This window comes from Kytococcus sedentarius DSM 20547 (assembly GCF_000023925.1).
Classification (GTDB): domain Bacteria; phylum Actinomycetota; class Actinomycetes; order Actinomycetales; family Dermatophilaceae; genus Kytococcus; species Kytococcus sedentarius.
In genome coordinates this window covers 1,050,112-1,074,342 of the sequence record NC_013169.1, presented here as the reverse complement: position 1 = coordinate 1,074,342, position 24,231 = coordinate 1,050,112, and the positions used below count along the sequence as shown (strand labels likewise).

The 24,231-nt window shown below is 69.6% G+C and carries 28 protein-coding genes and 1 other RNA gene; 6 read left to right on the top strand and 23 right to left on the bottom strand.

Annotation, left to right across the window (positions count from 1 at the left end):
* Positions 1-2: 2 nt before the first annotated feature.
* Positions 3-2,228 carry a DEAD/DEAH box helicase gene (locus KSED_RS05120; RefSeq protein WP_015779038.1) on the bottom strand — a complete coding sequence of 742 codons (2,226 nt, stop codon included), beginning with the start codon at positions 2,226-2,228 and terminating at the stop codon, positions 3-5.
* Positions 2,228-3,718, bottom strand: coding sequence for an NAD-dependent malic enzyme (locus tag KSED_RS05115; protein ID WP_041290868.1), 1,491 nt, complete (start codon positions 3,716-3,718; stop codon positions 2,228-2,230). The genes KSED_RS05120 and KSED_RS05115 overlap by 1 nt, the downstream gene beginning before the upstream one ends.
* A 121-nt stretch (positions 3,719-3,839) precedes the next feature.
* On the opposite strand from KSED_RS05115, the gene KSED_RS14870 reads away from it, so the two are divergent.
* A complete protein-coding gene (locus tag KSED_RS14870; protein ID WP_015779036.1) occupies positions 3,840-4,226 on the top strand; it encodes a thioredoxin family protein in 387 nt (128 codons plus the stop codon).
* 125 nt (positions 4,227-4,351) lie between these two features.
* Here KSED_RS14870 and ssrA read toward each other — a convergent pair.
* The 15 genes from ssrA to KSED_RS05040 all read right to left on the bottom strand — a co-directional run bounded on the left by ssrA (position 4,352) and on the right by KSED_RS05040 (position 18,029).
* Positions 4,352-4,717, bottom strand: a transfer-messenger RNA (tmRNA) gene (gene ssrA, locus KSED_RS14085).
* Between the two features lie 241 nt (positions 4,718-4,958).
* Positions 4,959-5,462 carry an SsrA-binding protein SmpB gene (smpB, locus tag KSED_RS05105; protein WP_015779035.1) on the bottom strand — a complete coding sequence of 168 codons (504 nt, stop codon included), beginning with the start codon at positions 5,460-5,462 and terminating at the stop codon, positions 4,959-4,961.
* Between the two features lie 165 nt (positions 5,463-5,627).
* Positions 5,628-7,913, bottom strand: a complete 2,286-nt coding sequence (locus KSED_RS05100) for a hypothetical protein (RefSeq protein WP_143827350.1) — start codon at positions 7,911-7,913, stop codon at positions 5,628-5,630.
* An 8-nt stretch (positions 7,914-7,921) separates the two neighbouring features.
* Positions 7,922-8,581 carry an ABC transporter ATP-binding protein gene (locus tag KSED_RS05095; RefSeq protein ID WP_015779033.1) on the bottom strand — a complete coding sequence of 220 codons (660 nt, stop codon included), beginning with the start codon at positions 8,579-8,581 and terminating at the stop codon, positions 7,922-7,924.
* Positions 8,582-8,650: 69 nt separating this feature from the next.
* Positions 8,651-8,980 carry a hypothetical protein gene (locus tag KSED_RS05090; protein WP_015779032.1) on the bottom strand — a complete coding sequence of 110 codons (330 nt, stop codon included), beginning with the start codon at positions 8,978-8,980 and terminating at the stop codon, positions 8,651-8,653.
* Positions 8,981-9,125: 145 nt separating this feature from the next.
* Positions 9,126-10,238: a peptide chain release factor 2 gene (prfB, locus tag KSED_RS05085; protein WP_015779031.1), complete on the bottom strand. Its 1,113-nt coding sequence runs from the start codon at positions 10,236-10,238 to the stop codon at positions 9,126-9,128.
* 97 nt (positions 10,239-10,335) lie between these two features.
* Complete coding sequence (locus KSED_RS05080; protein WP_015779030.1) at positions 10,336-11,601, bottom strand: serine hydrolase domain-containing protein; 1,266 nt, start codon at positions 11,599-11,601, stop codon at positions 10,336-10,338.
* 155 nt (positions 11,602-11,756) lie between these two features.
* Positions 11,757-13,037 (bottom strand): serine hydrolase domain-containing protein, encoded by a 1,281-nt coding sequence (locus KSED_RS05075; protein WP_015779029.1) that lies wholly within the window; start codon positions 13,035-13,037, stop codon positions 11,757-11,759.
* Between the two features lie 140 nt (positions 13,038-13,177).
* Positions 13,178-13,687 (bottom strand): pilus assembly protein TadG-related protein, encoded by a 510-nt coding sequence (locus tag KSED_RS13530; RefSeq protein ID WP_049758346.1) that lies wholly within the window; start codon positions 13,685-13,687, stop codon positions 13,178-13,180.
* On the bottom strand, positions 13,684-14,145 hold the full coding sequence (locus KSED_RS13525) for a hypothetical protein (protein WP_015779027.1): 462 nt from the start codon (positions 14,143-14,145) through the stop codon (positions 13,684-13,686). The genes KSED_RS13530 and KSED_RS13525 overlap by 4 nt, the downstream gene beginning before the upstream one ends.
* A complete protein-coding gene (locus tag KSED_RS05060; protein WP_331250597.1) occupies positions 14,142-14,594 on the bottom strand; it encodes a TadE/TadG family type IV pilus assembly protein in 453 nt (150 codons plus the stop codon). The genes KSED_RS13525 and KSED_RS05060 overlap by 4 nt, the downstream gene beginning before the upstream one ends.
* A complete protein-coding gene (locus tag KSED_RS05055; RefSeq protein ID WP_015779025.1) occupies positions 14,525-14,725 on the bottom strand; it encodes a hypothetical protein in 201 nt (66 codons plus the stop codon). Before KSED_RS05055 ends, KSED_RS05060 begins: the two co-directional genes overlap by 70 nt.
* A 225-nt stretch (positions 14,726-14,950) precedes the next feature.
* Positions 14,951-15,880: a type II secretion system F family protein gene (locus KSED_RS05050; RefSeq protein WP_015779024.1), complete on the bottom strand. Its 930-nt coding sequence runs from the start codon at positions 15,878-15,880 to the stop codon at positions 14,951-14,953.
* Complete coding sequence (locus tag KSED_RS05045; RefSeq protein WP_015779023.1) at positions 15,877-16,737, bottom strand: type II secretion system F family protein; 861 nt, start codon at positions 16,735-16,737, stop codon at positions 15,877-15,879. The genes KSED_RS05050 and KSED_RS05045 overlap by 4 nt, the downstream gene beginning before the upstream one ends.
* Complete coding sequence (locus KSED_RS05040) at positions 16,737-18,029, bottom strand: TadA family conjugal transfer-associated ATPase (protein ID WP_015779022.1); 1,293 nt, start codon at positions 18,027-18,029, stop codon at positions 16,737-16,739. Before KSED_RS05040 ends, KSED_RS05045 begins: the two co-directional genes overlap by 1 nt.
* Positions 18,030-18,320: 291 nt before the next feature.
* Between KSED_RS05040 and KSED_RS05035 the strand changes: the two genes are divergently transcribed.
* Positions 18,321-19,112 (top strand): 3-hydroxybutyrate dehydrogenase, encoded by a 792-nt coding sequence (locus tag KSED_RS05035; RefSeq protein ID WP_015779021.1) that lies wholly within the window; start codon positions 18,321-18,323, stop codon positions 19,110-19,112.
* A gap of 36 nt (positions 19,113-19,148) precedes the next feature.
* Here the strand turns inward: KSED_RS05035 and KSED_RS05030 are convergent, their stop codons facing one another.
* Complete coding sequence (locus KSED_RS05030; protein WP_143827348.1) at positions 19,149-19,679, bottom strand: hypothetical protein; 531 nt, start codon at positions 19,677-19,679, stop codon at positions 19,149-19,151.
* Between the two features lie 230 nt (positions 19,680-19,909).
* Here KSED_RS05030 and KSED_RS14865 point away from each other — a divergent pair, with 230 nt between their 5' ends.
* Complete coding sequence (locus KSED_RS14865; RefSeq protein WP_169307777.1) at positions 19,910-20,077, top strand: hypothetical protein; 168 nt, start codon at positions 19,910-19,912, stop codon at positions 20,075-20,077.
* Between the two features lie 54 nt (positions 20,078-20,131).
* On the opposite strand, the gene KSED_RS05020 is transcribed toward KSED_RS14865, so the two are convergent.
* Positions 20,132-20,440, bottom strand: coding sequence for an SdpI family protein (locus KSED_RS05020; RefSeq protein ID WP_169307776.1), 309 nt, complete (start codon positions 20,438-20,440; stop codon positions 20,132-20,134).
* Positions 20,441-20,901: 461 nt separating this feature from the next.
* On the opposite strand from KSED_RS05020, the gene KSED_RS05015 reads away from it, so the two are divergent.
* From KSED_RS05015 to KSED_RS05005, 3 genes are all read left to right on the top strand, one after another.
* On the top strand, positions 20,902-21,168 hold the full coding sequence (locus tag KSED_RS05015) for a hypothetical protein (protein ID WP_237699567.1): 267 nt from the start codon (positions 20,902-20,904) through the stop codon (positions 21,166-21,168).
* Between the two features lie 53 nt (positions 21,169-21,221).
* Positions 21,222-21,449 carry a hypothetical protein gene (locus tag KSED_RS05010; RefSeq protein ID WP_015779015.1) on the top strand — a complete coding sequence of 76 codons (228 nt, stop codon included), beginning with the start codon at positions 21,222-21,224 and terminating at the stop codon, positions 21,447-21,449.
* Positions 21,450-21,676: 227 nt separating this feature from the next.
* Positions 21,677-22,255 (top strand): TMEM165/GDT1 family protein, encoded by a 579-nt coding sequence (locus tag KSED_RS05005; RefSeq protein ID WP_015779014.1) that lies wholly within the window; start codon positions 21,677-21,679, stop codon positions 22,253-22,255.
* Here KSED_RS05005 and KSED_RS05000 read toward each other — a convergent pair.
* From KSED_RS05000 to KSED_RS04985, 4 genes are all read right to left on the bottom strand, one after another.
* Positions 22,227-22,616 (bottom strand): type II toxin-antitoxin system VapC family toxin, encoded by a 390-nt coding sequence (locus tag KSED_RS05000; protein WP_015779013.1) that lies wholly within the window; start codon positions 22,614-22,616, stop codon positions 22,227-22,229. The genes KSED_RS05005 and KSED_RS05000 overlap by 29 nt on opposite strands.
* Positions 22,613-22,879, bottom strand: coding sequence for a hypothetical protein (locus KSED_RS04995; protein WP_015779012.1), 267 nt, complete (start codon positions 22,877-22,879; stop codon positions 22,613-22,615). The genes KSED_RS05000 and KSED_RS04995 overlap by 4 nt, the downstream gene beginning before the upstream one ends.
* Positions 22,880-23,286: 407 nt before the next feature.
* Complete coding sequence (locus KSED_RS14080; RefSeq protein ID WP_081439766.1) at positions 23,287-23,649, bottom strand: SdpI family protein; 363 nt, start codon at positions 23,647-23,649, stop codon at positions 23,287-23,289.
* 324 nt (positions 23,650-23,973) lie between these two features.
* On the bottom strand, positions 23,974-24,219 hold the full coding sequence (locus KSED_RS04985) for an SdpI family protein (RefSeq protein ID WP_015779011.1): 246 nt from the start codon (positions 24,217-24,219) through the stop codon (positions 23,974-23,976).
* Between the last annotated feature and the right edge of the window lie 12 nt (positions 24,220-24,231).

The window sequence follows — 24,231 nt, the reverse complement described above, 5'->3', positions numbered from 1 at the left end:
GGTCAGTCGCCCTGCCGGCGCGGGCCACGCTTCGGGCCGCCCTGACCGCGGTAGCCGCCGCTCTGGCCACGGCGCTCGAAACCACCGGAGCGACCCTGGCCGCCGTAGCCACCCCTGCGGTCACCACCGCCCCCGCCGTCACGGCGCGGGCCACGGCTGTGGCCGCCCTCGCCCTCGCGGCGCGGGCCTCGGTCGGATCGCTGGCCACCGTGCCCGCCGTAGCCACCACGGCCACCCTGGCCGCCGGGGCGGCCACGTCCACCGGGCCCACCACGGCCGCCTCGGTAGGGCGGCTTGGGCGGCGCCAGCATCCGCCGGACGCGGGACTCGTCCACCGCCTCCCGCGGCTGCACGTCGGCGCCGGTGATGGCCACCAGCTCGTCGCTGTCGGGCTCCATCGTCTGCGGCTTCGCGTCCACACCCGCCTGGTCCAGCAGGCGCTGCATGGTGCGCTTCTGGTGCGGCAGCGCAAGCGTCACCACCACACCCTTGCCACCGGCCCGCGCCGTGCGGCCCGCGCGGTGCAGGTAGTCCTTGTGGTCCGCCGGCGGGTCCACCTGGAGCACCATCGAGACGTCGTCGACGTGGATGCCGCGGGCGGCCACGTCGGTCGCGACCAGCACCGGCAGGCCCCCGTCCTTGAAGGCGGCCAGCACGCGATTGCGCTGGGCCTGGTTGAGCCCGCCGTGGAGGGCCGCCGCGAACACGCCGGACTCCCGCAGCTGCTCGGCCACGCGGTCGGCGCCCAGCTTGGTCCGGACGAAGACCACCGTGCGGCCATCACGCGCGGCGATCTGGTTGGTGAGCGTCTTCTTGTGGTGCGGGTGCACCAGGAAGGCGCGGTGCTCCATTGTCGTCACCGATGCGGTGGCGTCGTCGGTGGAGTGCGTCACCGGGTCCACCAGGTAGTTCTCCACCAGCTGGTCGATCCCGTTGTCCAGGGTGGCGCTGAACAGCATCCGCTGCCCACCCGAGGGCATCAGGTCCATGATTTGCGTGACCTCGGGCAGGAAGCCCATCTCGGCCATGTGGTCGGCCTCGTCCAGCACGGCGATCTCCACGGCCGAGAGGTCGGCAGCGCCCTTCTCGATGAGGTCGATGAGGCGCCCCGGCGTCGCGATGAGGATGTCCAGACCCCGCTCCAGGGCGGAGATCTGGGGCGGGTAGGGCAGGCCGCCGGCCACGAGCTTGTGCTTCAGGCCGGCCACGTGGGCGAACGGCTGCAACGCGTCGGAGACCTGCATCGCGAGCTCGCGGGTGGGGGTCAGGATGACGGCGCGCGGCTTGTTGCGCTGTGCCCTGCCGCCCTCCAACCGGGCGATGGTGGGCAGCCCGAACGCGAGCGTCTTGCCCGAGCCCGTCCGGCCGCGGCCCAGCAGGTCACGGCCCGCCAGCGAGTCCGGCAGCGTCGCCGCCTGGATCGGGAAGGCGGTGCTGATGCCGTCGCGCGCCAGACGCTCGACGAGCACCTGGGGGACGCCCAGCTCGGCGAAGGTGGGCCCCTGGTGCTCGACCTTCTCCGACGGGGCGGCGGCGAGGGTCTGCTCGGGTGCCGTCTTCTCCACCTGGTCGGCGGGCGGCGCCACCGGTGCGGACGTCTCGGGCGCCGGGGGCTGGGTGCGTGCCTCGGGCGCCACCGGCTCCTGCCTGCGGTCGTCGCGGCGCTGCTCGACGCGGTCCTCCCACGGTCGGGCAGGGTTGTGGCGCGACGTGCGCTCGGCGTGCTGGTCGCGCAGCGGGCGGGCCCCGCGCTGCTGGTCGCGGCCCTTGAAGCCGCCACGGTCATCACGGCCCTTGAACCCGCCCCGGTCGTCACGGCGGTCGTCACGGCCCTTGAACCCGCCCCGGTCGTCGCGACGGTCGTCACGGCCCTTGAACCCGCCCCGGTCATCCCGGCGGTCGTCACGGCCCTTGAACCCGCCCCGGTCGTCACGGCGGTCGTCACGGCCCTTGAACCCGCCCCGGTCGTCACGGCGGTCGTCACGGCCCTTGAACCCGCCCCGGTCGTCACGGCGGTCACTGCCGGAACCCACGGCCGCCCGGCGCCCCTCACGCCACTCGGCCGCCTCGGCGTCACGCTTCGCGCGGTTGCGCTCGATCCTCTTCTTGGTGGCCTTCTTCGCCGCCTTCGCATCCTCCTTGACGATGCGGGCGCTCTTGGCCGACGCCTTCTGGGTGCTGCTCCAGCGCTGCTTCTTACCGATTCGGCGGGGTCCGTTGCTCGGCATCAGGCGTCGGCTCGCTGGGAGCCGGTGCGCTTCGTGGGAATGTTCATCAGGGCAATCGCTTCCGTCTTGGGTCCGGGTGCCTGGGCCTGCTCGTCACGCTCGACGGCGCGGCTGACGGCCCGGGCCACCACCGTGGAGACGTCCTTGTGGAAGACGCTCGGGATGATGTAGGTCGGGTTGAGCTCGTCGGGCGTCACCACGTCAGCGAGGGCGTGGGCCGCGGCGAGCATGAGGTCGTCGGTGACCGTCTCGCTGCGGGCATCCAGCAGCCCCCGGAAGACTCCGGGGAAGACGAGCACGTTGTTGATCTGGTTGGCGAAGTCACTGCGCCCGGTCGCCACGACGGTCGCGTGCTTCGCGGCCTCCTGCGGGTCGACCTCGGGCGTGGGGTTCGCCATCGCGAAGACGACGGCGTCAGTGTTCATGGTGGCAATGTCGTCACCGGTCAGGATATTCCCGGCAGAGACACCGATGAAGACGTCGGCCCCCCGCAGCGCGTCCTGGAGGGTGCCGCGGTGACGCTCGGGGTTGGTGTGGTCGGCGATCCACTTGAGCTGCTCGTCGTCACCGTTCTTGATGTCGTCGCGCTCCGGGTTCACGATGCCGTTGACGTCGGCCACCGTCACGTGGCGGGCGCCCGCCTTCATCAGCAGGCGCATGATCGCCGTGCCGGCCGCACCCGCCCCGGACTGCACGATCTGCACGTCCTCGAGCTTCTTGCCCACCACGCGCAGGGCGTTGGTCAGCGCGGCGACGGCGACGATGGCGGTGCCGTGCTGGTCGTCGTGGAAGACCGGGATGTCGAGCTCCTCACGCAGGCGACGCTCGATCTCGAAGCAGCGCGGCGCGGAGATGTCCTCGAGGTTGATGCCGGCGAAGGCCGGGGCGATCGCCTTCACGTGGGCCACGATGTCCTCGACGCCGTTGGCGTCCAGGCAGATCGGGAAGGCGTCCACGTCCGCGAAGCGCTTGAACAGGGCGGCCTTGCCCTCCATCACCGGCATGGCGGCCAGCGGGCCGATGTTGCCGAGCCCCAGCACCGCGGTGCCGTCGGTGACCACCGCGACGGTGTTGCGCTTGATGGTCAGGCGCCGGGCGTCCTCGGGGTTCTTCGCGATGGCCGCGCAGACCCGCGCGACACCCGGGGTGTAGATCAGCGAGAGGTCGTCACGGTTGCGGATGGGCATCTTCGGCTCGACCGTGATCTTGCCGCCGAGGTGCGCCAGGAAGGTGCGGTCCGAGATCCGCTCGATCTGCACGCCCTCGATGTCGTTCAGCGCCGCGACGATCTCCTCGTTGTGGTCGGCGCTCGTGCCGGCCACCGTGAGGTCGATCGTCATGGCCTGCGGCGTGGAGTCGCTGATGTCCAGGGCGGTCGTCATGCCGCCCGCGGCGGCGACGGCGCTGGTCAGCTCCCCGATGGTGGTCGCCCGGGCGGGCGCGGTCAGGCGGATGGTCAGGGCATTGGACGCCGAAGGCACAGCACTCATGTCCCCATTGTGGCGCATCGACGGCCCGGGACTCCGCGACCGGGCCGCTGCAGCCCAGAACGTCGCCGGGATCACTCCCCGCCCGCGGAATGACGCCGGATCCGTCCGCTACTGTTGCCGCATGCCGGTCACCACCCTCACGGATGACACCTTCGAGTCCGCTGTGACGTCCGCCGAGGCCGCGGTCGTCGTCCTCACCGATGCCCACTGCTCCACCTGCGGCCACTACACGACCGTGGTCGAGCGGGTCGCCGAGCAGATGGCCGACGAGGCCGAGTTCTACTTCGTGAGCCACGACTCCGCCCCCGAGGTCTACGCCTCCAGCGGCGTGCGTTCCGTGCCGACCACGGTCATCTTCCGACAGGGCATGCTCCTGCACCTGGACTCCGGTGCCCACACGGAGGAGAACCTGGCGCAGCTGGTCCACGTGTTCGCCGAGGCGGACGTCGAGGAGATGCGCCAGGCGGTCCAGGAGCAGGGGACGACCGTCATCGGCCAAGAGGACTGACCCCATCGGCCACGGGCGCCCCGAGCGGGCACCTGCGGCCCCACGCACACGACGAAGGCCGCCTCCGGATCTCTCCGGGGGCGGCCTTCGCGCTTCGCAACTGCGGGGCGATGACGTGACACTGGTGGTGGAGATGGCGGGAATCGAACCCGCGTCCGTCGTCACACGACCAGGGCTTCTCCGGGCGCAGTGCGCTGTGGATTTTCTCGGCCCCAGGACTCGCACGCACACGTCTCCTGACAGGCCCAGTCGAGTAAGAGTCCCACCCAGCACCTCGACGATGCTGGGCAGCAAGTTTCCTAGATGATGCCAGGCACTGAGTCGGAAACTAGCTCAGGCTGACAGACTTCGGGCTCGCTCAGGCGGCGAGGGCGAAGTCGGTGCGCTTGGAATTGGCACCTATTGGTTTGCAAGGAACGTTTACGAGATGACCTTGCCTTCTCGGCCCGCTTCCCCTGGGACAGTGATCGACGTCGAAACCGATCATCCCCATGGGGTCACGTCATCGCTGTGCAGTTGTGAAGGATCATGCCCGCCGCAGCGGGTGTCGTGCATCGTACTGGTCAACACCGGCGCTGGCCAGTGCATTCCCGCTGCCCTCAGTGCCCCTGCCCCCCGGGACGGGCCCGGTTCTGTCTTCTCCCCGTCCAAGCGACCCCGTTCACGCGGGGCAGTCTGGCCGGGGAGAAGGCAGTTTGCGCGGGGTGGGTGGTACGGGGGCGGGCAGCTCGCTCAGCGGCCCTGCTGCATCTGGTAGCGCAGGCTCATCTGCGCCTGCTTCTCCCGCTCGTCCTGCTTCTCGCGCAGGGCGTGGCGCTTGTCGTACTGCTTCTTGCCCTTGGCCAGCGCGATCTCGACCTTGACCCGCCCGTCCTTGAAGTACAGCCGCAGCGGCACGATGGTGTGGCCGGCCTCGTTCGACTTGCCGATGAGCTTGTCGAGCTCGTGACGGTGCAAGAGCATCTTCCGCTTGCGGCGCGCGGAGTGGTTGGTCCACGACCCGTTGAGGTACTCCGGGATGTGCACGTTCTCCAGGAAGAGCTCACCGTTGCGATCCGTGGCATACCCGTCCACCAACGAGGCCCGCCCCATCCGCAGTGACTTCACCTCGGTACCCGTGAGCGCGAGCCCGGCCTCGTAGGTGTCCTCGATGATGTAGTCGTGCCGCGCCTTGCGGTTGGTGGCGACGACCTTGTTGCGCGGGTCGTCCTTCGCCTGCTTCTTCTTCGTGGCCATCGCTCCTCCTTCCGTGGGCACAGACCTCCGTCAACCGGCCCGATCGTTCCTCCGATGCGGGGTGCACCCATCGAGGGGGGCGACGGTGAACCGTACCGGAGCAACGCCGCGGGGCGCACCCGGATTCCCGAGCGCGCCCCGGGGCGCTTGCTGGGTCGCGAGCGCTCAGGCGCGCCGCTCCCCCGCCCGCACCCGCCAGCTGGCCGCAGCGCCACCGAGCAGTGACCCGAGCAGGCCACCGACCGCCACCAGCGCGAGGGCGACCCAGGGCAGGCTTCCCACGACGATCGTGTTGTTCACCAACGGGTTGATCGTGAACAACGACAGGAGGATGCCCGCCAGACCACCCAGCGTCGCCATGGAACCCACCAACAAACTCACCTGCAGCACGGCCGATCGAAGCCACCGGGCGCCCAGGCCGCTGGCCTTGAGACCCGCCAGGAGCGGCACCAGGCTGCGCACCAATCCGCGCATGCCGACTGCGCACACCAACAGAGCCAGAAGAGTGAAGGCTGTCGCCGAGAGTTGAACACCCATGGAGATGGGGATGGGGTCGGTGACGCTCGTGGGCCACACCATGACGGGGTTGACGGAGTTCTCCTCGGCCCAACGAGCCGCCTGCCGGTCCTGCGCGGGGGTCAGACCGGAGTGCACCCACAGGGTGTCCACCCGTGCAGGTCTTCCCGGCTCCCCACGGCGAAGGGACTGGAGGTACTTCAGGTCCTCATGCACAACGAGTGCTGTCTCGGTTCCGCCTGGCTCAGTGGTCAACGGCAGCCCGCGGGGTGACGCCAACGCATGTTCCTGCTCGCCGGTGAGCTCGCCGAAGATGGCCTCGGCATCTGCCACGTCGCGAACAGCCCACCACGACTCGTAGTCGCCATCTTCCGTCGGCTGGTCGGCGTACCAGACCACCACTGGGTCCCCCAACCCCATGTCCTGCTGAAACTGGGCGTGGAGTTCACCGTCCGGCGGTTGTCCCGGGGCCGTCCCTTTGAACGCGACAAGCCCCGGCGGCATACCGGTGGAGGAGCTGGCGTTGAGGTGCGCGGTCAGACCGGCTGCCACCGCGAAGGTGGATCCGACAATGCTGCTGAGAAGGGCCACCACAACCACCAGGCCGGTCAGACCGCCGGCTTGGCGATTCACCAGGCGGCGAGCCAGCAGGCCGGGCCCCACCGCACCGTGGCTCGGCAACAGACTCATGGCTGCTCCAGCGATGAGAGCAGTGCCCAAGCAACTCGCGAGCATCGTCAGCAGGATGGCGGTGTACCCCCTGCCCTGAAATGCTCCCACGATGGCCAGCACACATAGCACGGCACCTGCGACCGCCATCACGCGCGGAGGAAGAGCGCGCCGTGACGCTGGACGCGGACGGGCCCCTGTGGGGAGCGCCGTCAGCAGCCCGACCACTGCGAGGCCCGTCAGAACACCGACCCCGATGGGAGACCCCCACCACTGGAAGGGCGGCAGCGGCCTATCGCCCGCGAGAAGGAATCGCCTCATGGCCGCCGTGGCTGCGAGTGACCCCAGCCACGCCCCGGCCAGTACCGCGGTTGCCGCACAGAGCGCTGCGAGGACTGCGGCACGATGCAGGTCACGCGTCGGCAGACCCACTCGTCGCAGGGGGACGGTGGTGCGCCGCAGGGCACGCAGCATCAGGGCTCCGGTCATGAGCGCCCCAAGCCACACCGCCAGCACGGCCGGGAGCCTCCGCTCCATCCACGCCTTCGCGCTGAAAGACGAAGCCTTCGCGCGAATCTCCTCGGCGGTGTAGGACGGGTCCAGCCCACCTGTCTCCACCTCCCGGTCCAGACGTGATGCCGCCGCAGCCGGATCTGGGCTGCTCCAGTAGACCTCGCGGTAGCTCGTGATGCCCGCTCGCTCAACGGCTGCGGGGGAGATCTGCCAAGTCCGCCAGGTCCCCGGCGCACCATGCACCACCTCCTGCGATGAGGCCCACACCGAGCTCACCACACCCACCACAGTGAGCTTCAACTCACCATGGACGGGCCGCAACTCGCTTCCGACACGCAGCCCGGTGGCCTCACTCACCGCCACCTCGCCGGGACGAGTGGGCCACCGCCCCGAAGCGAGTTCGAGGTCGCCCGCCACAGAGGGGTTCGGTAGGGGCTGTTCGTAGTACGACAAGCCCTTCGAGCCTGCAGTTGTCTGCACCTCCAGCGACGCGAGCAAGCGAACGGCATCGACCTCAACGCCGTCGAACAATCCGCCCGTGTCCGCGGGTGATCGGCCAGGTGGCACCGGCGCCGCCATGGTGGTCCCGCCGTCACTCCCACCCAGCACCGAGACGACCTGTTGCTCGGGACTCAAGTGCCGAGACTCGAGGCTGAGGTAGGACGTCCAGCCCAATGCCGCTGCCACGAGGAGCGGGAGCATTGCCAGTCGGAACGAACGCGTCCGGAGAAAGAGGGGCACCAGGGTCGACACGGACCCCTTCATCGCAGTTTCCCGTCCACAAGGTGGTACTCGCGGGACACGTGATCGCGCACCGAGAGGTCATGCGTGCACACGACGACAGCAGCGCCGTCCTGAGCCAGACTGGCCAGCAGCTCAAAGACTGCCTGCGTGGTCCTGCTGTCCAGGGACCCGGTCGGTTCATCGGCCAAGATGACCTGCTTGCCCCCAGAGATGGCTCGGGCAATGCCCACCCGCTGCGCCTGACCCCCTGAGATGCGCGCGGGGCGGCGCTCCGCAAGCTCTGCCACGTGTACGCGTTCCAGGGCGTCCATGGCTTGCTGGCGCGCTCTTCGCCCATCGGTCCCACGCGCTCGCAGCACCACCTCGATGTTCTCCAGCACCGTGAAGTCCGGGACCAGGTTGTGGTCCTGGAACACGAGTCCCACTTTCTCCAGCCGCATCTTGGCAAGTGCGGCGTCGGACGCCGCGGTCACGTTGACACCTGAGACGAGTGCGCTACCCGCATCCGCAGGCTCCAATCCCCCCAGGATGTTCAACAGGGTGCTCTTGCCCGAACCACTGGCCCCGGTCAGGGCCACGCATTCCCCGGCAGCCACCGCCATGCTCACGCCGTCCAACACCCGCACCGTCTCCCCCGGGGAGACGAACGACTTCTCGAGCCGCTCCACATCAATCATGATCGATCTCCTGGACATGCTGGTGGCGCCGCCGCGCGGGCGACGCCACCAGCGTGGGTGAAGGAACGGTCAGCAGCCGCGACCGAGGGAGTATGAGCTCACCTCGTCGTTGTCCCTCCACGAGAAGCTGGGGTCGTACGTCCGCGGGCCCGACGTCCAGCACTTGCCCCTCTCGTTGGCGTCATGGTGGAACGCCACGATCCAAGGCGTCTCGTTCTTCATCGAGCTGAGCTCGTCGTTGGCCACACCGGACATGTTCCACCATCCGGTGGTGTTGCGGCTGCCGAGGAACGTCTTGTAGTTCGCGTCCTTGTACAGCTTCAGGTCGGCCGAGGCAGCGACCGGGCCTGTGACGACGGCGGCGGCCACCACGGTGGCCGAGATGAGCTTCTTGAGCATGGGAGTACACGCCCCTTCTGTGTGTGCATGCCGGGGCGATCGCCCCGATCGCCCCGATCATGGCATGAATCACACCTCAGGGTGAGCCACTGCAGGTAAAGACTTGGTCAAGAATCTCGCCCGACCAGGCGGTTCTGCCCGGGCCTCAGTCGGCCTGCTTCTCCTGGCCGCGCTTCCAGCGGATGCCGGCCTCGATGAAGCCGTCGATGTCACCGTCGAAGACCGACTGGGTGTTGCCCACCTCGTGCTCGGTGCGCAGGTCCTTGACCATCTGGTACGGGTGCAGCACGTACGAGCGCATCTGGTCGCCCCAGCTGGCCTTGATGTCGCCGGCCAGCTCCTTGCGCTCGGCGGCCTCCTCGGCCTTGCGCTGCAGCAGCAGGCGCGACTGGAGCACGCGCAGCGCCGCGGCCCGGTTCTGGATCTGCGACTTCTCGTTCTGCATCGAGACCACGATGCCGGTGGGGATGTGCGTCATGCGCACGGCGGAGTCGGTGGTGTTCACCGACTGGCCACCGGGGCCCGAGGAGCGGAACACGTCCACCTTGATCTCGTTCTCCGGGATCTCGATGGAGTCGGTCTGCTCGATGACCGGCACCACCTCCACCGCCGCGAAGGAGGTCTGGCGCCGCCCCTGGTTGTCGTACGGCGAGATGCGCACCAGGCGGTGCGTTCCGCCCTCGACCACCAGGTTGCCGTAGGCGTAGGGCACGTTCACCTCGAAGGTGACCGACTTCAGCCCCGCCTCCTCCGCGTAGGAGGTGTCCAGCACCTTGGTCGGGTACTCGTGACGCTCAGCCCAGCGCAGGTACATGCGCATGAGCATTTCGGCGAAGTCCGCGGCATCGACACCACCGGCGCCGGCGCGGATGGTGATCACGGCCTCGCGCTCGTCGTACTCCCCCGAAAGCAGCGTGCGCACCTCGAGCTTCTCCACCGCGGCCTGGATGGCGGCCAGCTCCTTGGTGGCCTCCGCAAGGGTCTCCGCGTCGCCCTCCTCGGTGCCCATCTCGACCAACACCTCGAGGTCGTCGATGCGGGAATCCATGGACTCGATCCGCTCCACCTCACCACGGACACGGGACATGGCCGCGGAGACCTTCTGTCCGTTCTCCGGGTCGTCCCACAGGTCGGGTGCGCTGGACTGCTGCTCCAGGTCCGCCAGCTGCTCCTTCAGGCGGGGCAGGTCGATGACCTCCCTCACCGACTCCATGGTCGTGCGGAGCTCACGGATCTCTTGCACATAGTCGACAGCCACAGCCGTGCAGTCTACGCGGCGGCCGCGGCGGGGCCGCCCGGACACCACGAGGGCCCCGACGCCGCAGCGCCGAGGCCCTCGCAGTGGTGCTGTTCGATCAGCCGACGCGGAACTGCTTCTGGGCCAGGAACGGGATGGACTCGCGACGGGCAGCCGTACGGCTGTAGCCGGCCGGGCGACCGGAGCGGTTGGTGCTCACCGCGAAGCAGGAGTCCATGACCTTGAACTGGCCCTCCTGCAGCTGCTCGAAGCCCTCCTGGTGCCACGGGCGACCGGTCATCATGTAGGCCATGCGGCGCCAGCCGTCGCGGTTGGACAGCGACATGGCGGTGGAGCCGAAGCCGCCTCCGTCGTGGCCGTAGAGCTTGCCACCGGAACCGGTGAACACGTCGTCGATGACCATGACGCCGTAGCCGTAGTCCGCCTGCTTGGCTGCCCCGACCGGGGTGATCATCTGGTCCACGGAGCGCTTGGAGATCATCTGGTGGCGCAGCAGCACCGCCCAGAAGTCGGTGATGTCGGCCGAGGTCGCCTGGGCGCCGCCGGAACCGGAGAAGATGCTCATGTTGACGTTCTCGAGGCGCTCCTTGCGGCGGCCGTCGAGCGCGACGTCCTCGAGCTCCAGCTCCGGACGCTCCACCTTGGCGCTGTTGTACAAGCGCGTCTGGTTCATGCCCATCTTCGAGAAGACACGGTTGCGCAGCAGGGTGCCGATCTTCTGGCCGGTGGCCTTCTCCAGCATCATCGAGAGCACGACGTAGCCGGTGTTGGAGTAGGACCACCCGGTGCCCGGCGCGAACTTCCACGGCAGCTTCTTGGCCTCACGGATGATCTTCGCGTGCGACCACTGGTCGTTCGTGAAGTCCTCGATGACGTCGATGCCGAAGTTGGGGATGTTCGGCAGCACGTCGTTGATGTGGTCCGGCATGCCGGAGGTGTGGTTCATCAACTGCGCCACGGTGATCTTGCCGCGGCCGGTCCACAGACCCGGCAGCACGTCGTCGATGGTGGTCTTCAGCGTCCAGCGGCCGGCCTCGATCTGCTGGAAGACCGCGACGGCCACCATCGGCTTGGTGATGGAGGAGACGCGCGCACGGGCGTTGGCGCGAGCGGCCTCCTTGCGGGACAGGGAGAACTGGCCAGCAGCAATGTCCATGCGGCCGTAGCGACCGGAGACGGAGCACACGGCGCCGACGAGCGGCCTGTTGATCATGCCCTTGAGGGCAGCCTTCAGCGCCTCGGCGTTGGGCCCGGTGGCGATGGCGGCGTGGGACGCCGTCACACCGGTGGTGGTCAGCGCAGCGCCGGTGGCCGTGGCGGTGGCCAGGCCGGCGAACTGACGGCGGGACAGAGCTGTGGTCATCTCTTACTCCTCACGTTGAGTCCTGGGTCAACCCGGTTGGGGCATGTTCATCCTCTGTGGCCTCCCGGGGAACCGCCACCCACCCACAGGATGACGTGCGGCCGTCCACCGGGGCCCTCTGGGTCGTCCTCGGCGGGAGGCGAACCCTCCTGAGGTCACCCGAAGAGCGGTCCCACCTCGGCGTCGTACCGACGGGCGCCCTGGACCACCTGCGGGTCCAACGAGCTGATCGGCACGGTCCGGGGCAGCGCCGAGCGCGAGGTCGTGGCCCGCAGGGCGGCCTTGCGCAGGGCGTTGCGGTGGCGGTCGTTGCGGGCCTTGCCGTCCCACCAGTACGGACGCCCGGTGGAGATGTACGCCATCCGCTTGCGCCCGTCCCGGGTGGACAGTGCGTGGGCGACCGACCCCCATCCGGACCCGGTGTGGCCGTACAACGTGCCGGAGCCGTTCACGTCATCGGGGACGATGCGCATGCCCAGCCCGTAGGAGTGGTCCCTGGAGGCGTCCACGGGGGTGCACATGCGGTCCACCAAGTGCTGGCTCAGGAGCTTGCCGCGAAACAGGTTGTACAGGAAGTCGGTGACGTCGGCCGTCGTCGCCATCACCGCGCCCGCCGCAGAGAAGCTGCTGAGGTTGACCCGCTCCAGCCGGTAGCGCCCCACGGCCTCCACCAGGTAGTCGTACAGCTGCGGGGTGGGTGCGGTGTACCCACGCACCAGTGAGGTCTGCCCCATCCCGCCAGGGGTGAAGACGCGGTCACGCAGCAACTTCTCCAGACCCGTGCGGTGGGCCCTCTCCAGCATCATGCCCACCACCACGAACCCGGTGTTCGAGTAGTAGTAGCCCTCCCCCGGCCGGAAGCGCCAGGGCATGCCCCGGGCGATCCTGACGATCTGGTCGTCGGTGAACTGCTGGCTGCAGGTCCGCTCGAGCACCGCCGGCGAGAGCTCGTACATGTTGTTGCCCGGGGTGATCTCGTTGAGCGCGTCCGGCATGCCGGAGGTGTGGCTGAGCAGCTGCTGCAGCGTGACCCTCCCCCGCCCCGGCCACAGCCCGGGCAGGACGTCGTCGATGGTGGTGCGCAGCGTCCATCGCTTGGCCTGCACCTCCTGCAGAGCGGCGGTGGCCACCATCATCTTGCTGATGCTGGCGACGCGCCCCCGGCAGTTGACCCGCGCGCGCCCCGTGGAGAGCGAGGTGCGGCCCGCCGCGAGGTCGAGCCCACCATGGACCCCCCGGATGCTGACTACGGCACCCACGGCCGTGTTGCCGATGAGGGCGTCGAGCCACTGCCGGACCGCGCGGGCTGCGGGCGTGGTGAGCGCGGTCATGGTGGCCGACGTGCTCGCGGTGGCCGGGGCGTTCCCGACGGCGAGGCCTGACAGGGCTCCCGCTGAGACCCCCGCGAACTGACGGCGTGTGAGCTCGGTGTGCATGGTGTTCCCCCTCGTGGTCGTGTTCCGTCCGTCCATGGCACCACGCGGAGCGCGTGAGGTCCACCCCCCCTGGGTCGCGCGTGAGGTTCACTCCCCCGGTCGGGAGGGCCGCAGCAGGAGCACCCGCCGGCCCGCGGACCTCAGGGCGCCTGGCCACTCCCACCGCGCGCTGTCGACTCCACGGTGATCGTGGCACCGCCCGGCACGTAGCCACGCACGAGCCCGGTCACCGCGAAGCGCGGGCGACTCGTGACCCGGACCGTCGCCTGCTGCCCGCCCCCCGTGGGTGTGGCCCGGGTGACCTCCCAGGCCTCGATCCGGGACGAGGGCACCTGCCGCGCCAGGGACTGCCGGGCGGCGCGGTCGACCGCGCCGGGGTCGAGCAGAGTCTCCTGGTCGCCGTAGTAGCCGTCCTCGGAGAACTCGTCGGCCGCCCCCCGGGCGGCCGCGTCGGCGGCGTTCAGCGTCTCGATGCGGGCCAGGTACAGGCTGGTGGTGTCGATCCCGACCAGCAGCAGGCTGGTGAGGATGGCGACGAAGCCCATGAGCAGCAGGCCGATGCCGCCGCGCTCCCCGGTGCTTCTCCGCACCCCCTCGTCGTGGGGCGCACACCCGGGTGCCGGCTGGTCGCTGCTGGGGCTGTGCCTCATCGGGTCTCCCGGTAGGTGTCGAGGGGCTCGGTGTGGGTGGCGGTGAAGGTGAGGACCGACGGGCCGTCGACCCCGATGCGGTCGAGACCGGGGAGCTCCACCGTCACCTCCGTGGTGGCCGTGACTGCCCCCTCCGGGGTGGGCTCGTCGCAGCCGGCGCAGCGCAGCTCGGCCACGCTGGCGTCGTGGCCGAAGTCCTCGCCCGTCATCGCGGCCGCCGCCCGGGCCGAGGACTCGGGACCGGGCCGGCCCGCCGTCACCTCCGCCACGGCCACCCGGGCGGCCTCCCGCGCCGAGGCGGTGCTGGCGAAGGCGGCGGACTGGAGGCTGGCCAGCAGCACGATGAGGTAGATCATCGGCACCAGGACGAAGGCCACGATGACGGTGTACTCGACCATGGCGCCACCGTCCTCGGGGCCGACCGGGGTGGCGGGCGACTGCCCGGGTGATCGGTTCACTCGCCCTCCTGGAGCGCGCGGCCGCGGACGGTCAGGTCCTCCCCGATGCCCCACGGACCCAGCACCGGGAGGTCGGCCGTGACCTCCACGACGACCACCGACCGGCCGCCGACGGTGTCGCGCGACTGCCGGACGTCACTGACGGCGCGGCCCGCCGAGGCCCGCTCAGCGAGGTAGCGGGCGCGCTGCACGCCGTCGCCCGGCCCCGCATCGGACCGGGCGCCGTGGCGTGCGCCCTCGACGGCGAAGGCGGTCAGGGAGTTCTTGACGTGCAGGGCAAAGGCGAGCTGGAGGACGGCCATCACCGTGAAGATCGCCACCACGCTGGTGAGGACGAACTCCGCGGTGATGGCCCCCCGCTCGCGCGGGCCGGTGCGCCTCAGGGGCCGTGCACCCCGGAGACCGCCGAGGTGAACAGGTTGTTCAGCATCGGACCGGCCAGCGCCCACAGGGCGGTGACGATGCCCGCGGTCATCATGGTGATCAGGACCCAGCCGGGGACGTCGCCGCGCTCGGTGTCCTCGGCCATGCGCGCGTAGGCCGTCACCAGACGGGCGTAGATCGACTGCAGGGTGGTCATGCTCAGACTCCTTCTCTGGGGTGTGTGACAGGTGTGCGCCGGAGGGGGTCCCCCCGACGTGCCCCTCTCCGGGGGCGGGCGGGGAGCAGGTGCCCCCCTCGGCCACCGCAGAGGCGACCGGGTCTGTGGGGTGGTGGTGCGCGGCGCCGGCCTGCACCGGACGGCGCGCAGCACCGGGTGTGCCCACGGGCGGCGGGCAGGGCGGGGGCTGGGGCTGGTGGGTCGTCACAGGTTCACCTGCAGCGCGCCGAGACCGGGGTACATGGCGAAGACGACCGTGACGGGCAGCACGAAGAAGACGACCGGGATCATCATCAGGATCTCCCGCCGGCCGCCCTCGGCGATGACGTGCTGGCGCGCGGCCTCCCGGGCGTCGGTGGCCTGCGCACGCAGCACGTCCGCCAACGGGGTGCCGCGCTCGACGGCGATGATCACCCCATCGACGAAGCGGGCGACGCTGGGCACCTCGGTGCGCTCGGCGATGCCCTCCAGTGCGGTCGGGAGGCTGGCCCCGGTGCGGGCCTCCCCGAGGGCCTGGGTCAGCTCCCGCGAGAGCTCGCCGCGGCTGAGGCGCGCGACCCGCTCCAGGGCGGCCGTGGCCGACTCACCGGCAGCGACCGCGAGCGCCAGCAGCTCAGCGACGGCGGGGAATTCCTCGACGACGCGGCGTTCGCGCTGGGCCACCCGGCGGGCGAGCAGCTGGTCGCGCAGCATCACCCCTGCAATCCCACCCACTAGCGCCAGCGCAGGGGCCACCAGCGGCGCGGCCCTGCCACTGCCCCAGAGCAGCACCCCCAGCGCGGCTCCCGCGGCGGCGAGCACACACCCGAGAACGGCCTGCTGCGCCCGGTAGCCCTGGACGTCGGGCACCTGCCCGGCCCGGGCCAGGCGCCTCCCGAGGGTCTCCTCGCCGCCCAGCAGCTCCCCCAGCCGGGCCCCCAGCCGCCGGGTGACCGGGTCCACGAGGTGGTGGACGGTGAGCTGCTCGTGCGGCGCGAGGTTGAACAGGCGGGCGGGTGCCGGTTCGTCGCGCACGTAGGGGTCCACCCGCATCGCGAGGCTGGGGGTGCGCCAACGAGGCACCCCGTGGACGACGAGCAGCAGACCCAGGCCCACGAGCAGGCCGAGGGCAGCGCCGGGCCAGGACCAGGTCATCGCAGCACCCGCTCTGCCTGGGGGATGCGGCCCAGCCGCATCATGAGGAGGTAGGCGCCCACGGAGACCAGGCCCCCCAAGACCAGCACCAGGGCCCCGGTGGTCGAGTTGTAGGCGGCCAGTGAGTCACCGCGGGTGGCCAGCATCGCCAGCACGATCCACGGCGCGGCCAGGCCCAGCCGGGCCGCGTTGACGGTCCAGCTCTGGCGGGCCTCCATCTCCGAGCGGGTGTGGGCCTCCTCGCGCAGGAACGAGCTGAGGGTCCGCAGCACGACACCCAGGTCGCTGCCGCCGACCTCGCGGGCGATGCGGAGGGACTCCACCAGCCGGTCCGCGACCGGGTCGGAGAGGCGTTCCTTGAGGGCGTCCAGGGAGACGTGGAAGCGCCCGGTGGCCCGGTAGTCGTGGGCGAAGCCGGCGAAGGCCGGCCGCAGCTCCTCGGGGCCGCGGACCGCGAGCTGGGCGAGCGCCTCCGGCAGGGCCATACCCGCCCGCACGCCGGAGGCGACGTGGTCCACGCAGTCCGGCCACGCGTCGCGCAGCCGGCTGCGGCGGCGCCGCGAGGTGCCGGAGAGCACCGCCCACGGCAGGCCGGAGGCGATCAGGCCGAAGGCGGCCGCCACGGGCAGCACGCCGGTGAGGCCAGCGGTCAGCACGAAGGTCACGACTCCCAGTGCCGCCGTCGCCAGCACCAGGCCACCCGGGGTGACACCGGACCAGCGCGCCACCGCGAGGTCGTCGGACACCCGGTCCTGCCAGGTCGTCCGCGTGACGCGTGCGCGTGGGCGCCGGGGCCAGAACGAGTCCCAGACCAGCGCCAGGCCGAGCCCGAGGGTGGCGCCCAGCAGCATGCCCATCAGGACACCCCCAGCAGGTCGCGCACGTCGAAGCCGGCGCGGGCGAACCGCTCGACGTGGGGCGGGAACCCGTCGCCGCGGACCAGCTCCCCGTCCACGCGCGTGAACAGGTCGGCGATCTCGATGACGTCCCCCTCGGCACGACCCGGCAGGGCGGAGATCTGCTGCACCCGCCGCGTGCCGTCGCGCTCGAGCGCGCAGTGGACGACCACGTCGATGGCGTTGGCCACCGTCGGCACCACGAACGAGCTCGAGACGTTCGGTCCGGCCAACAGGGGCAGCGTGCACATCTTCAGCACGGCCTCGCGGGCACCGTTGGCGTGGATCGTCGCCATCCCGGGCAGGCCGGAGTTCAGGCCGATGAGGAGGTCCAGCGCCTCCTCCTGCCGCACCTCGCCGACGATGACCCGCGAGGGACGCATGCGCAGCGCCTCCTTCACCAGGCGGCGCAGCGTGATCTCACCTGTCCCCTCCAGGCTCGGCTGGCGGCACTGCATCGCCACGGTGTCGCGCAGCGGCACATGGAGCTCGAACACCTCCTCGGCCGTCACCACCCGCTCCTGCGGCGGGACGGCGGCGGCGAGGCAGTTCAGCAGTGTGGTCTTGCCGGCCTGGGTGCCCCCGGAGACCAGGATGTTGAGCCCGCTGGCCACCGCGGCCCGCAGGAAGGCGGCCGCGGGTGCGGTGAGGCTGCCCAGTCCCACGAGGTCCTCGAGATGCTGGGCACGGGCCACGAACTTGCGGATGTTGACCGCCCAGTGCCGCCGCGTGATGTCCGGGATGGCCACGTGGAGACGCTCGCCGCCCGGCAGGGAGGCATCCACGAAGGGAGAGCTGAGGTCGAGCCGTCGCCCGCTGCTGCGGAGCATCCGCTCCACCAGGTCCTGCACCTCCTGTTCGGTCAGGAGCACCGGCGTGAGCTCGGACCGGCCGCCGCGGGCGACGAAGACGTGGGAGGGTGAGTTCACCCAGATCTCCTCGACCTCCGGGTCGTCGAGGTACTGCTGCAGCTCCCCCAGGCCACTCACCGCATCGACCAGGCGCCGGCGCACCCCCTCCTCGTCGGCCAGGAGGCTCGAGCGCCCCGCACCCGCCGACTGCTGGTGGGCCTCCACCACCTCGGCGACCACCTCCCGCACGGCAGCGGGGTCCGCATCCGGGTCGAGCTCGCGGCGCCGGACCACCTCGCGCACGCGCTCCTCCAACAGCTGTTCGGTGACGCGGTCGTCGCGGGGCACGCTGCGGGACGCGCCCGCCGTGGGGGCATCCACCTCGACGCTCGTGGGGGGCATGGCATCTCCGGGTCGACCAACAGGTACATCCGGCACGGTAGGCATCTGGCGGACGCTCGTGGCGAGCGTTGTCCACAGGCCCCCGACAGCCGTTGGTGATCCCCTGACCGAATCGTTATCTCCCGTTCACCCACTGGCGCGGTCGATGTGCTCCCGCGACCGCTCCAGAGGCCGAGCCGCTCGACGCCAGTGCGCGGTGGTCAAGATTCGGTCAAGGAAACCTGGTCGGATCCTTGCCAAACCGTCACCGTGTCGCGACGTGCGGGCCGCACCCTTCGTAGACTCGCCCCCATGGACACCTCCCCCGCCTCCAGCCCGTCGCCGCACCTGCTAGCCGGCAAGCGCGCCCTGGTCACCGGCGGCGCCGGTGGGTTGGGCTCGGGCATCGCCACCGCCCTGGCCGGCGCCGGGGCGCACGTGGTGCTCGCCGACATCAACGGCGAGAAGCTCGCCGAGGTGGTCGCCCGCATCGAGGCCGATGGCGGCACCGCCGAGGCGTGGGAGCTGGACCTCTCCGACAGCGGTGCCCTGGCCGAGCTGTCCTTGGAGGTCGACGTGCTGGTGAACAACGCAGGCATCCAGCACGTCCAGCCGCTCCACGAGTTCGATGTGGCCAGGTGGGAGCTCATCCAGAAGCTCATGCTCACCGCGCCCTTCCTGCTCACCCGCGCGGCACTGCCCCACATGTACGACGCCGGGTGGGGCCGCATCATCAACATCTCCAGCGCCCACGGCCTCCGGGCGAGTGAGTACAAGAGCGCCTACGTCTCGGCCAAGCACGGCCTGGAGGGCCTGAGCAAGGTGACCGCCCTGGAGGGCGCGCCGCACGGCGTGACGAGCAACTGCATCAACCCCGGCTACGTGTGGACCCCGCTGGTGGAGCAGCAGATCAAGGACCAAGCCGCCAGCCACGACATGACCGAGGACGAGGTGGCCGAGAAGGTGCTGCTCAAGAAGCAGGCCCTCAAGGAGTTCGCCTCCGTGGAGGCCATCGCCAACGCCGCCCTGTTCCTCTGCGGCCCCCACTCCTCCTCGATGACCGGCGCGAACCTCGTCATCGACGGCGGCTGGTCCGCCCAGTGAGCGCGACGTCCGGCTGAGCACGCGCCTCCGGACGGGTCAATCCTCGCCCGCCTCGACCCCGGGGCACCCCTCGACAAGCAGCTCGAGCCCCGCGGTGTCCGCGAACACACGCGCGCGCCCCCCGGAGGAGAGGATGACCGTGGGTGTCACTCTCTCCGGACACTCCACCTCCCCCGTGAGCCGGGCCGCGACCGTCAGGTCCGACTCCCTGCCAGCGGGCACGATGCGGTCGGCGTCCGGCGGCGGCGGAGTCTCCTCGAGGGAGCCGGCGCCGATGCGCCAACCCGGGTCCTCCGTAGCCCAGAAGTCGACCACCTCCACACCCGAACCGGCTGGGTAGGTGAGGTCCACGACCTCGACGGGTGCCGTGGACCGGTTGTGCAGCGTGCCCACCCCGTCCAGGACAGTGCGGTCCCGGTCCCGGTCCCGGTCCATGAAGAAGCCGGTCGTCGACCCGGGGTGGGACGCCAGGTGGACCTGCGGGTCCGGCAGCGCCGCCGACCCCCATGCCAGCGCGAGGGCGAGACCCGCCCCGACCCCGAGCCCCATCACCTGCTGTGCGGACACGGCCACCCCTCTCACGGCATCGCGGTGACGATCGCCACCCATTGGGAGCGTACTGCCACGAAGCCACACCACACCATGGCCCGGCCGCACGGTGGGGACTACTCCCTCTCGGTGAACCGGAGCCTGACATGCACGGTGGGGCTGCACGAGGTGGGTCGCTTCTCGATGATGGCGACCGTCCTGGACACCGAAGAGGTCGCCGCCCTCACCGAGGCGCAGGAAGCTCGGCTGTGGGAGATGCGCGCCCGTGGTGGTGGAACCTGGGCATGCTCGTGGTGTGGCTGATCCTGTTCATGGGACCGCTCTCCCACCTGGGGTTCCTCTGGTTCTGCGTCTCGTTCGTGGTGGTCTCCCTCATCGGTTTGGTCGTCATCGTGCGCATCCGCGGGTGGGACTGACGCCCACCGGCTTCAGCCGCACCTTGCAGACACGATGCCAGTGCCGCAACACCACTACGCCTGAGAGTCGGGCGGCGATGCGACATCTCCGCCGGCGAGGTTCGCCTGCCGTGCAGCCCGGTGCGCCATCACCCCTGCCAGGACCGTCAACACGCCGACGAGCCCACCTGTGGCGAGCACCGCCGCCTCGGTGAAGCCGTCGAGACCCCGCACCAGGGCGAGCGCGAGGGCAGCCACCGCGAGCAGGGGCACTGCCCACGCTGCCCCGCGCGTCACGGGCAGCGCCGCACGGTGGCCCACCTCCCAGGCGTGGTCGCTCGCCATCGTGGCCCGAGTCCTCAGGCCCACGGCCGAGTTCCGCATCACTTTCCCCTCCGCCGCCGAACGGCACATGACATGGACGAACGGCCCCGCCGCACCCAGAGCGACCGTGCACACCGCCATCACAATCGCGTCAGTAGAAACTTCAACCACGAGCCACAACTCCTCCACAATTTATGTTGCGAGATACAACACCGCCATCAGTCGTGACCACCAGCAGCCACAACAAAAAGGCATCCGATCATGATAATTGAGAAAATTGCGATCTCCACAAAGATTGCAATGAAAACATGGAATGCCCCCCAACACGAGTGCCACCCTGCGGGCAGACCTTCCCCATAGAATAGGGAAAGGCAAGGTCAACTCCAGCAGGATGGGCCCCCACGTCATGAGGATTCCGGCAGCGCCGCCGACCCCCATGCCAGCGCGAGGGCGAGACCCGCCCCGACCCCGAGCCCCATCACCTGCTGTGCGGACACGGCCACCCCTCTCACGGCATTGCGGTGACGATCGCCACCCATTGGGAGCGTACTGCCACGAAGCCACACCACACCATGGCCCGGCCGCACGGTGGGGACTACTCCCTCTCGGTGAAGTGGAGCCTGACATGCACGGTGGGGCTGCACGAGGTGAGTCGTTTCTCGATGATGGCGACCGTCCTGGACACCGAAGAGGTCGCCGCCCTCACCGAGGCGCAGGAAGCGCGGCTGTGGGAGATGGGCACCGAAGGCCTGTGGGAACAGCGGACCGGTCTCAACCGTGAGACCTAGCAGGGGCCGGGATACTGTCCTGATACTCGGCAGCCTGATCAACGAGGAGAAGCGTGTACGGCACCGGATGGCACGACCACAACACCGCGCTGACGGGCAGCAGCCCGGGCGGGCCGCCGCCGGGGCCCCCGTGGTGGTGGAACCTGGGCATGCTCGTGGTGTGGCTGATCCTGTTCATGGGACCGCTCTCCCACCTGGGGTTCCTCTGGTTCTGCGTCTCGTTCGTGGTGGTCTACCTCATCGGCTTGGTCGTCATCGTGCGCATCCGCGGGTGGGACTGAGCTCGCCACCATGGGCCCGGCCGCACTGTTAGGCTCTACCCCACCGAGAGGGAGTAGTCCCCAACACCCGTGTCGACATACTGGCCAGCACCACCGGCCCGGCGCAGGAGGCCACGTTTCGTGGCGGACGAGACTTTCGACCACCGCACGGACCCTTCGTACCCGTGCCTGGTCGAGGCGTCCGGGATGAGAGTCCTTCCGCTGCGACCAGGCGGAAAGAGACCCCCATGGAAGCCTTCTGGCTGAGCACAGCCGTCATCTTCATCGCCGAGCTCGGTGACAAGAGCCAGCTCATGGCCATGACCTTTGCCGCCCGGTACCGGGCCCGCGACGTGCTCATCGGCATCACCCTCGCCACCGCGATCGTCCACCTGGCCAGCGTCGGCATCGGCTGGTGGATCGGCGACGCGTTCGCCAACTACCAGGGCGCCATCGCCATCGTGGCCGGCATCGCGTTCCTAGGGTTCGCCCTGTGGACGCTGCGCGGCGACGAGCTCACCGATGAGGAGGCCGCCAAGGCCCGGAACTCCACCGGGCGGGCCATCGTCGCCGTCGGCGTGGCCTTCTTCCTCGCCGAGCTGGGCGACAAGACCATGCTGGCCACCATCACCCTGGCCACCCGCGAGGGTTGGCTGGGCACCTGGATCGGCAGCACGCTGGGCATGGTCGCCGCCGACGCCCTGGCCATTGTGGTCGGCGCCGTCCTGGGGCGGAAGCTGCCCGAAAAGGTCATCACCTATGGCGCTGCCGCGCTGTTCGCGCTCTTCGGCCTCATCCTTATCCTCGAGGGCGCGGGAGTGCTCTGAGACCGCGCTCCAGGCCCGCCCGCGCGAGGCGCTCGTCCATCGTGGCGAGCGCCTCGCCGCGTGTCAGGGCGTGGTGCAGGACGATGCAGTCCGGCATCCGCAACCCCGACTCCGCACGGACTCTCGCCAGTTCGAGTGGGTCCTCCTGCGACTCGATGACGCTGAGGCCCAGATCTTCGAGCACCTCCAGCGCTCGCTCACCGGTGCCGGCGCGCACGTGCCACACGAGCGCCTCGCCAAGGGTCACGGCGGGGATGTGCAGGTCCTCCTCAGGGACCTCCACCAACAGCCCCGCCGCCCGGCTGTGGTGTGCATCCTCGGGGTTGAGCAGGGCGATGACCACGTTCGCGTCGAGGATCACGCCGGCCACTCCTCGTCACGGGCGGCCCTGACGGCCTCGACGGAGCCGATGCCGGCGAATTCGTCCCTGGCGGACTCTAGGATGCGCCGCCGCCGGGCCGACTCCTCCGCTGCATGCTCGCGGTGGAGCCGCTCCCCCTCCAGAGCCAAGCGCACCACCAGCCGGGACCGGCTCAGCCCCGGCCAACGGCGGTGGGCACTGTCCAGCGCGGCGGCCAGTTCATCGGACTCGGTGACGAGGTGGCGGGGACGTGTGGTGGGCATAGCTCAAGTGTATCTCCGGAGGGAGCCGGTGTAACACCCCCTTGACTGCATCAGCCGTTCCCTACTGAGCACCACCTCGCCAGCGCGCGCCGCTGACGCCCCTGCCCTACTGTCAGGACCAGGAGCTCCTGAACCATGAAGGACCTCGCCGCGCAGCTCAGGGAGCTGGACTACGGCATGCTGACCACCACCACGAGCCGCGGGCACCTGGCCAGCCACCCCATGAGCAACAACCGCGAGGGGGACTACGACGGCTCGTCCACGTCCTTCCAGGTGATGACGCTCAGCAGCGGCCCGAAGGCCTCCTCCCGCGCCACCCGCCACGACTGCCCCGTACGATCCTCATCGTGCGAATGTGTCGTCAGGTTCCACCCTGTCGGTCTGCTCCACCGACAGCAACACGCACCTCAATCTCTCCCAGCCACCAACCCCGCTACTGAACCTATAACGACAGATAGAATCAGCACCGCGATTGACGAATTTGCGTACGCCTGGGCACTCATAAGGGACGGCGCTCCACTGGTCGTGGTATCGACCAGCAGCATCACGGTAATCAAGAGAATTAGCGCGGCGCCGGCAGCGATGGGGAAGAGGGCGGCCCGATGAACTCGACGCCAATCTTCCTCACTGTTTAGAGCGTTGCCAATGCGCAAACCTATCAAGTTATTCGGGCCGATCGAGCCCCGGGCGCAACTCGCCACGATCAGGGCCCCGACGATAGACAATGCTGTCAGCACCACCGCTAGCAGGGTGACTTCAGATGTTGACATTTCATTCTCCAATCTGTTCCGTCAGACTTAAGTTCTTGCGACAATCCTTCGAGAGCCAATCAATGCATCCACTGCGATGAGGATGACGAGGGGAATCATTGCTAAAGCGGAGATCCAGATACCAACAATGAAGCCAATCAGCATATGGCAAACTACTGGGACTACTGCCGCGGCAAACCGCCAGCGCCCAGATGCGAGCATAGCAGCGGCCACGAAAAGTTCTAGTCGCATACTTCCCCAAGTCGCTAGAAGGGAAACGAATGAAAACTCGGTCGCCCAGTTGATCACCTCGCCAAGCACGCCGGTTGCACCAGGGGGCGGAGGTCAGGACCCCGACGAGCATGTCGGCCCGGCGAGCCAGGTCACCACTACTGCCCCGATCGCCACCGGCAGGAAGGCCCGGTGCACGTCCACCCACGCCTGGTCCGACGCGCCGCTCGCGGGCGTACGGATGCCCACCCAGGCGCTGCGCCCCAGGCGTTCAGCGTTCCGCGGCAGGCGCAGCCACACGGTGAACGCCATGACCCCCATCACCAACAGGGTCGTGCCGACCTCCACTGCCGTCTCCATCACCCTCTCCTC

Excerpts from the sequence above, each read along its gene's own strand:
- KSED_RS05120 (WP_015779038.1), bottom strand. The coding sequence starts at position 2,228 with ATGCCGAGCAACGGACCCCGCCGAATCGGTAAGAAGCAGCGCTGGAGC.
- KSED_RS05115 (WP_041290868.1), bottom strand. The coding sequence starts at position 3,718 with ATGAGTGCTGTGCCTTCGGCGTCCAATGCCCTGACCATCCGCCTGACC.
- KSED_RS14870 (WP_015779036.1), top strand. The coding sequence starts at position 3,840 with ATGCCGGTCACCACCCTCACGGATGACACCTTCGAGTCCGCTGTGACG.
- smpB (WP_015779035.1), bottom strand. The coding sequence starts at position 5,462 with ATGGCCACGAAGAAGAAGCAGGCGAAGGACGACCCGCGCAACAAGGTC.
- KSED_RS05095 (WP_015779033.1), bottom strand. The coding sequence starts at position 8,581 with ATGATTGATGTGGAGCGGCTCGAGAAGTCGTTCGTCTCCCCGGGGGAG.
- KSED_RS05090 (WP_015779032.1), bottom strand. The coding sequence starts at position 8,980 with ATGCTCAAGAAGCTCATCTCGGCCACCGTGGTGGCCGCCGCCGTCGTC.
- KSED_RS05080 (WP_015779030.1), bottom strand. The coding sequence starts at position 11,601 with ATGACCACAGCTCTGTCCCGCCGTCAGTTCGCCGGCCTGGCCACCGCC.
- KSED_RS05075 (WP_015779029.1), bottom strand. The coding sequence starts at position 13,037 with ATGCACACCGAGCTCACACGCCGTCAGTTCGCGGGGGTCTCAGCGGGA.
- KSED_RS13530 (WP_049758346.1), bottom strand. The coding sequence starts at position 13,687 with ATGAGGCACAGCCCCAGCAGCGACCAGCCGGCACCCGGGTGTGCGCCC.
- KSED_RS05055 (WP_015779025.1), bottom strand. The coding sequence starts at position 14,725 with ATGACCACCCTGCAGTCGATCTACGCCCGTCTGGTGACGGCCTACGCG.
- KSED_RS05050 (WP_015779024.1), bottom strand. The coding sequence starts at position 15,880 with ATGACCTGGTCCTGGCCCGGCGCTGCCCTCGGCCTGCTCGTGGGCCTG.
- KSED_RS05045 (WP_015779023.1), bottom strand. The coding sequence starts at position 16,737 with ATGGGCATGCTGCTGGGCGCCACCCTCGGGCTCGGCCTGGCGCTGGTC.
- KSED_RS05040 (WP_015779022.1), bottom strand. The coding sequence starts at position 18,029 with ATGCCCCCCACGAGCGTCGAGGTGGATGCCCCCACGGCGGGCGCGTCC.
- KSED_RS05035 (WP_015779021.1), top strand. The coding sequence starts at position 18,321 with ATGGACACCTCCCCCGCCTCCAGCCCGTCGCCGCACCTGCTAGCCGGC.
- KSED_RS05020 (WP_169307776.1), bottom strand. The coding sequence starts at position 20,440 with ATGCGGAACTCGGCCGTGGGCCTGAGGACTCGGGCCACGATGGCGAGC.
- KSED_RS05005 (WP_015779014.1), top strand. The coding sequence starts at position 21,677 with ATGGAAGCCTTCTGGCTGAGCACAGCCGTCATCTTCATCGCCGAGCTC.
- KSED_RS04995 (WP_015779012.1), bottom strand. The coding sequence starts at position 22,879 with ATGCCCACCACACGTCCCCGCCACCTCGTCACCGAGTCCGATGAACTG.
- KSED_RS14080 (WP_081439766.1), bottom strand. The coding sequence starts at position 23,649 with ATGTCAACATCTGAAGTCACCCTGCTAGCGGTGGTGCTGACAGCATTG.
- KSED_RS04985 (WP_015779011.1), bottom strand. The coding sequence starts at position 24,219 with ATGGAGACGGCAGTGGAGGTCGGCACGACCCTGTTGGTGATGGGGGTC.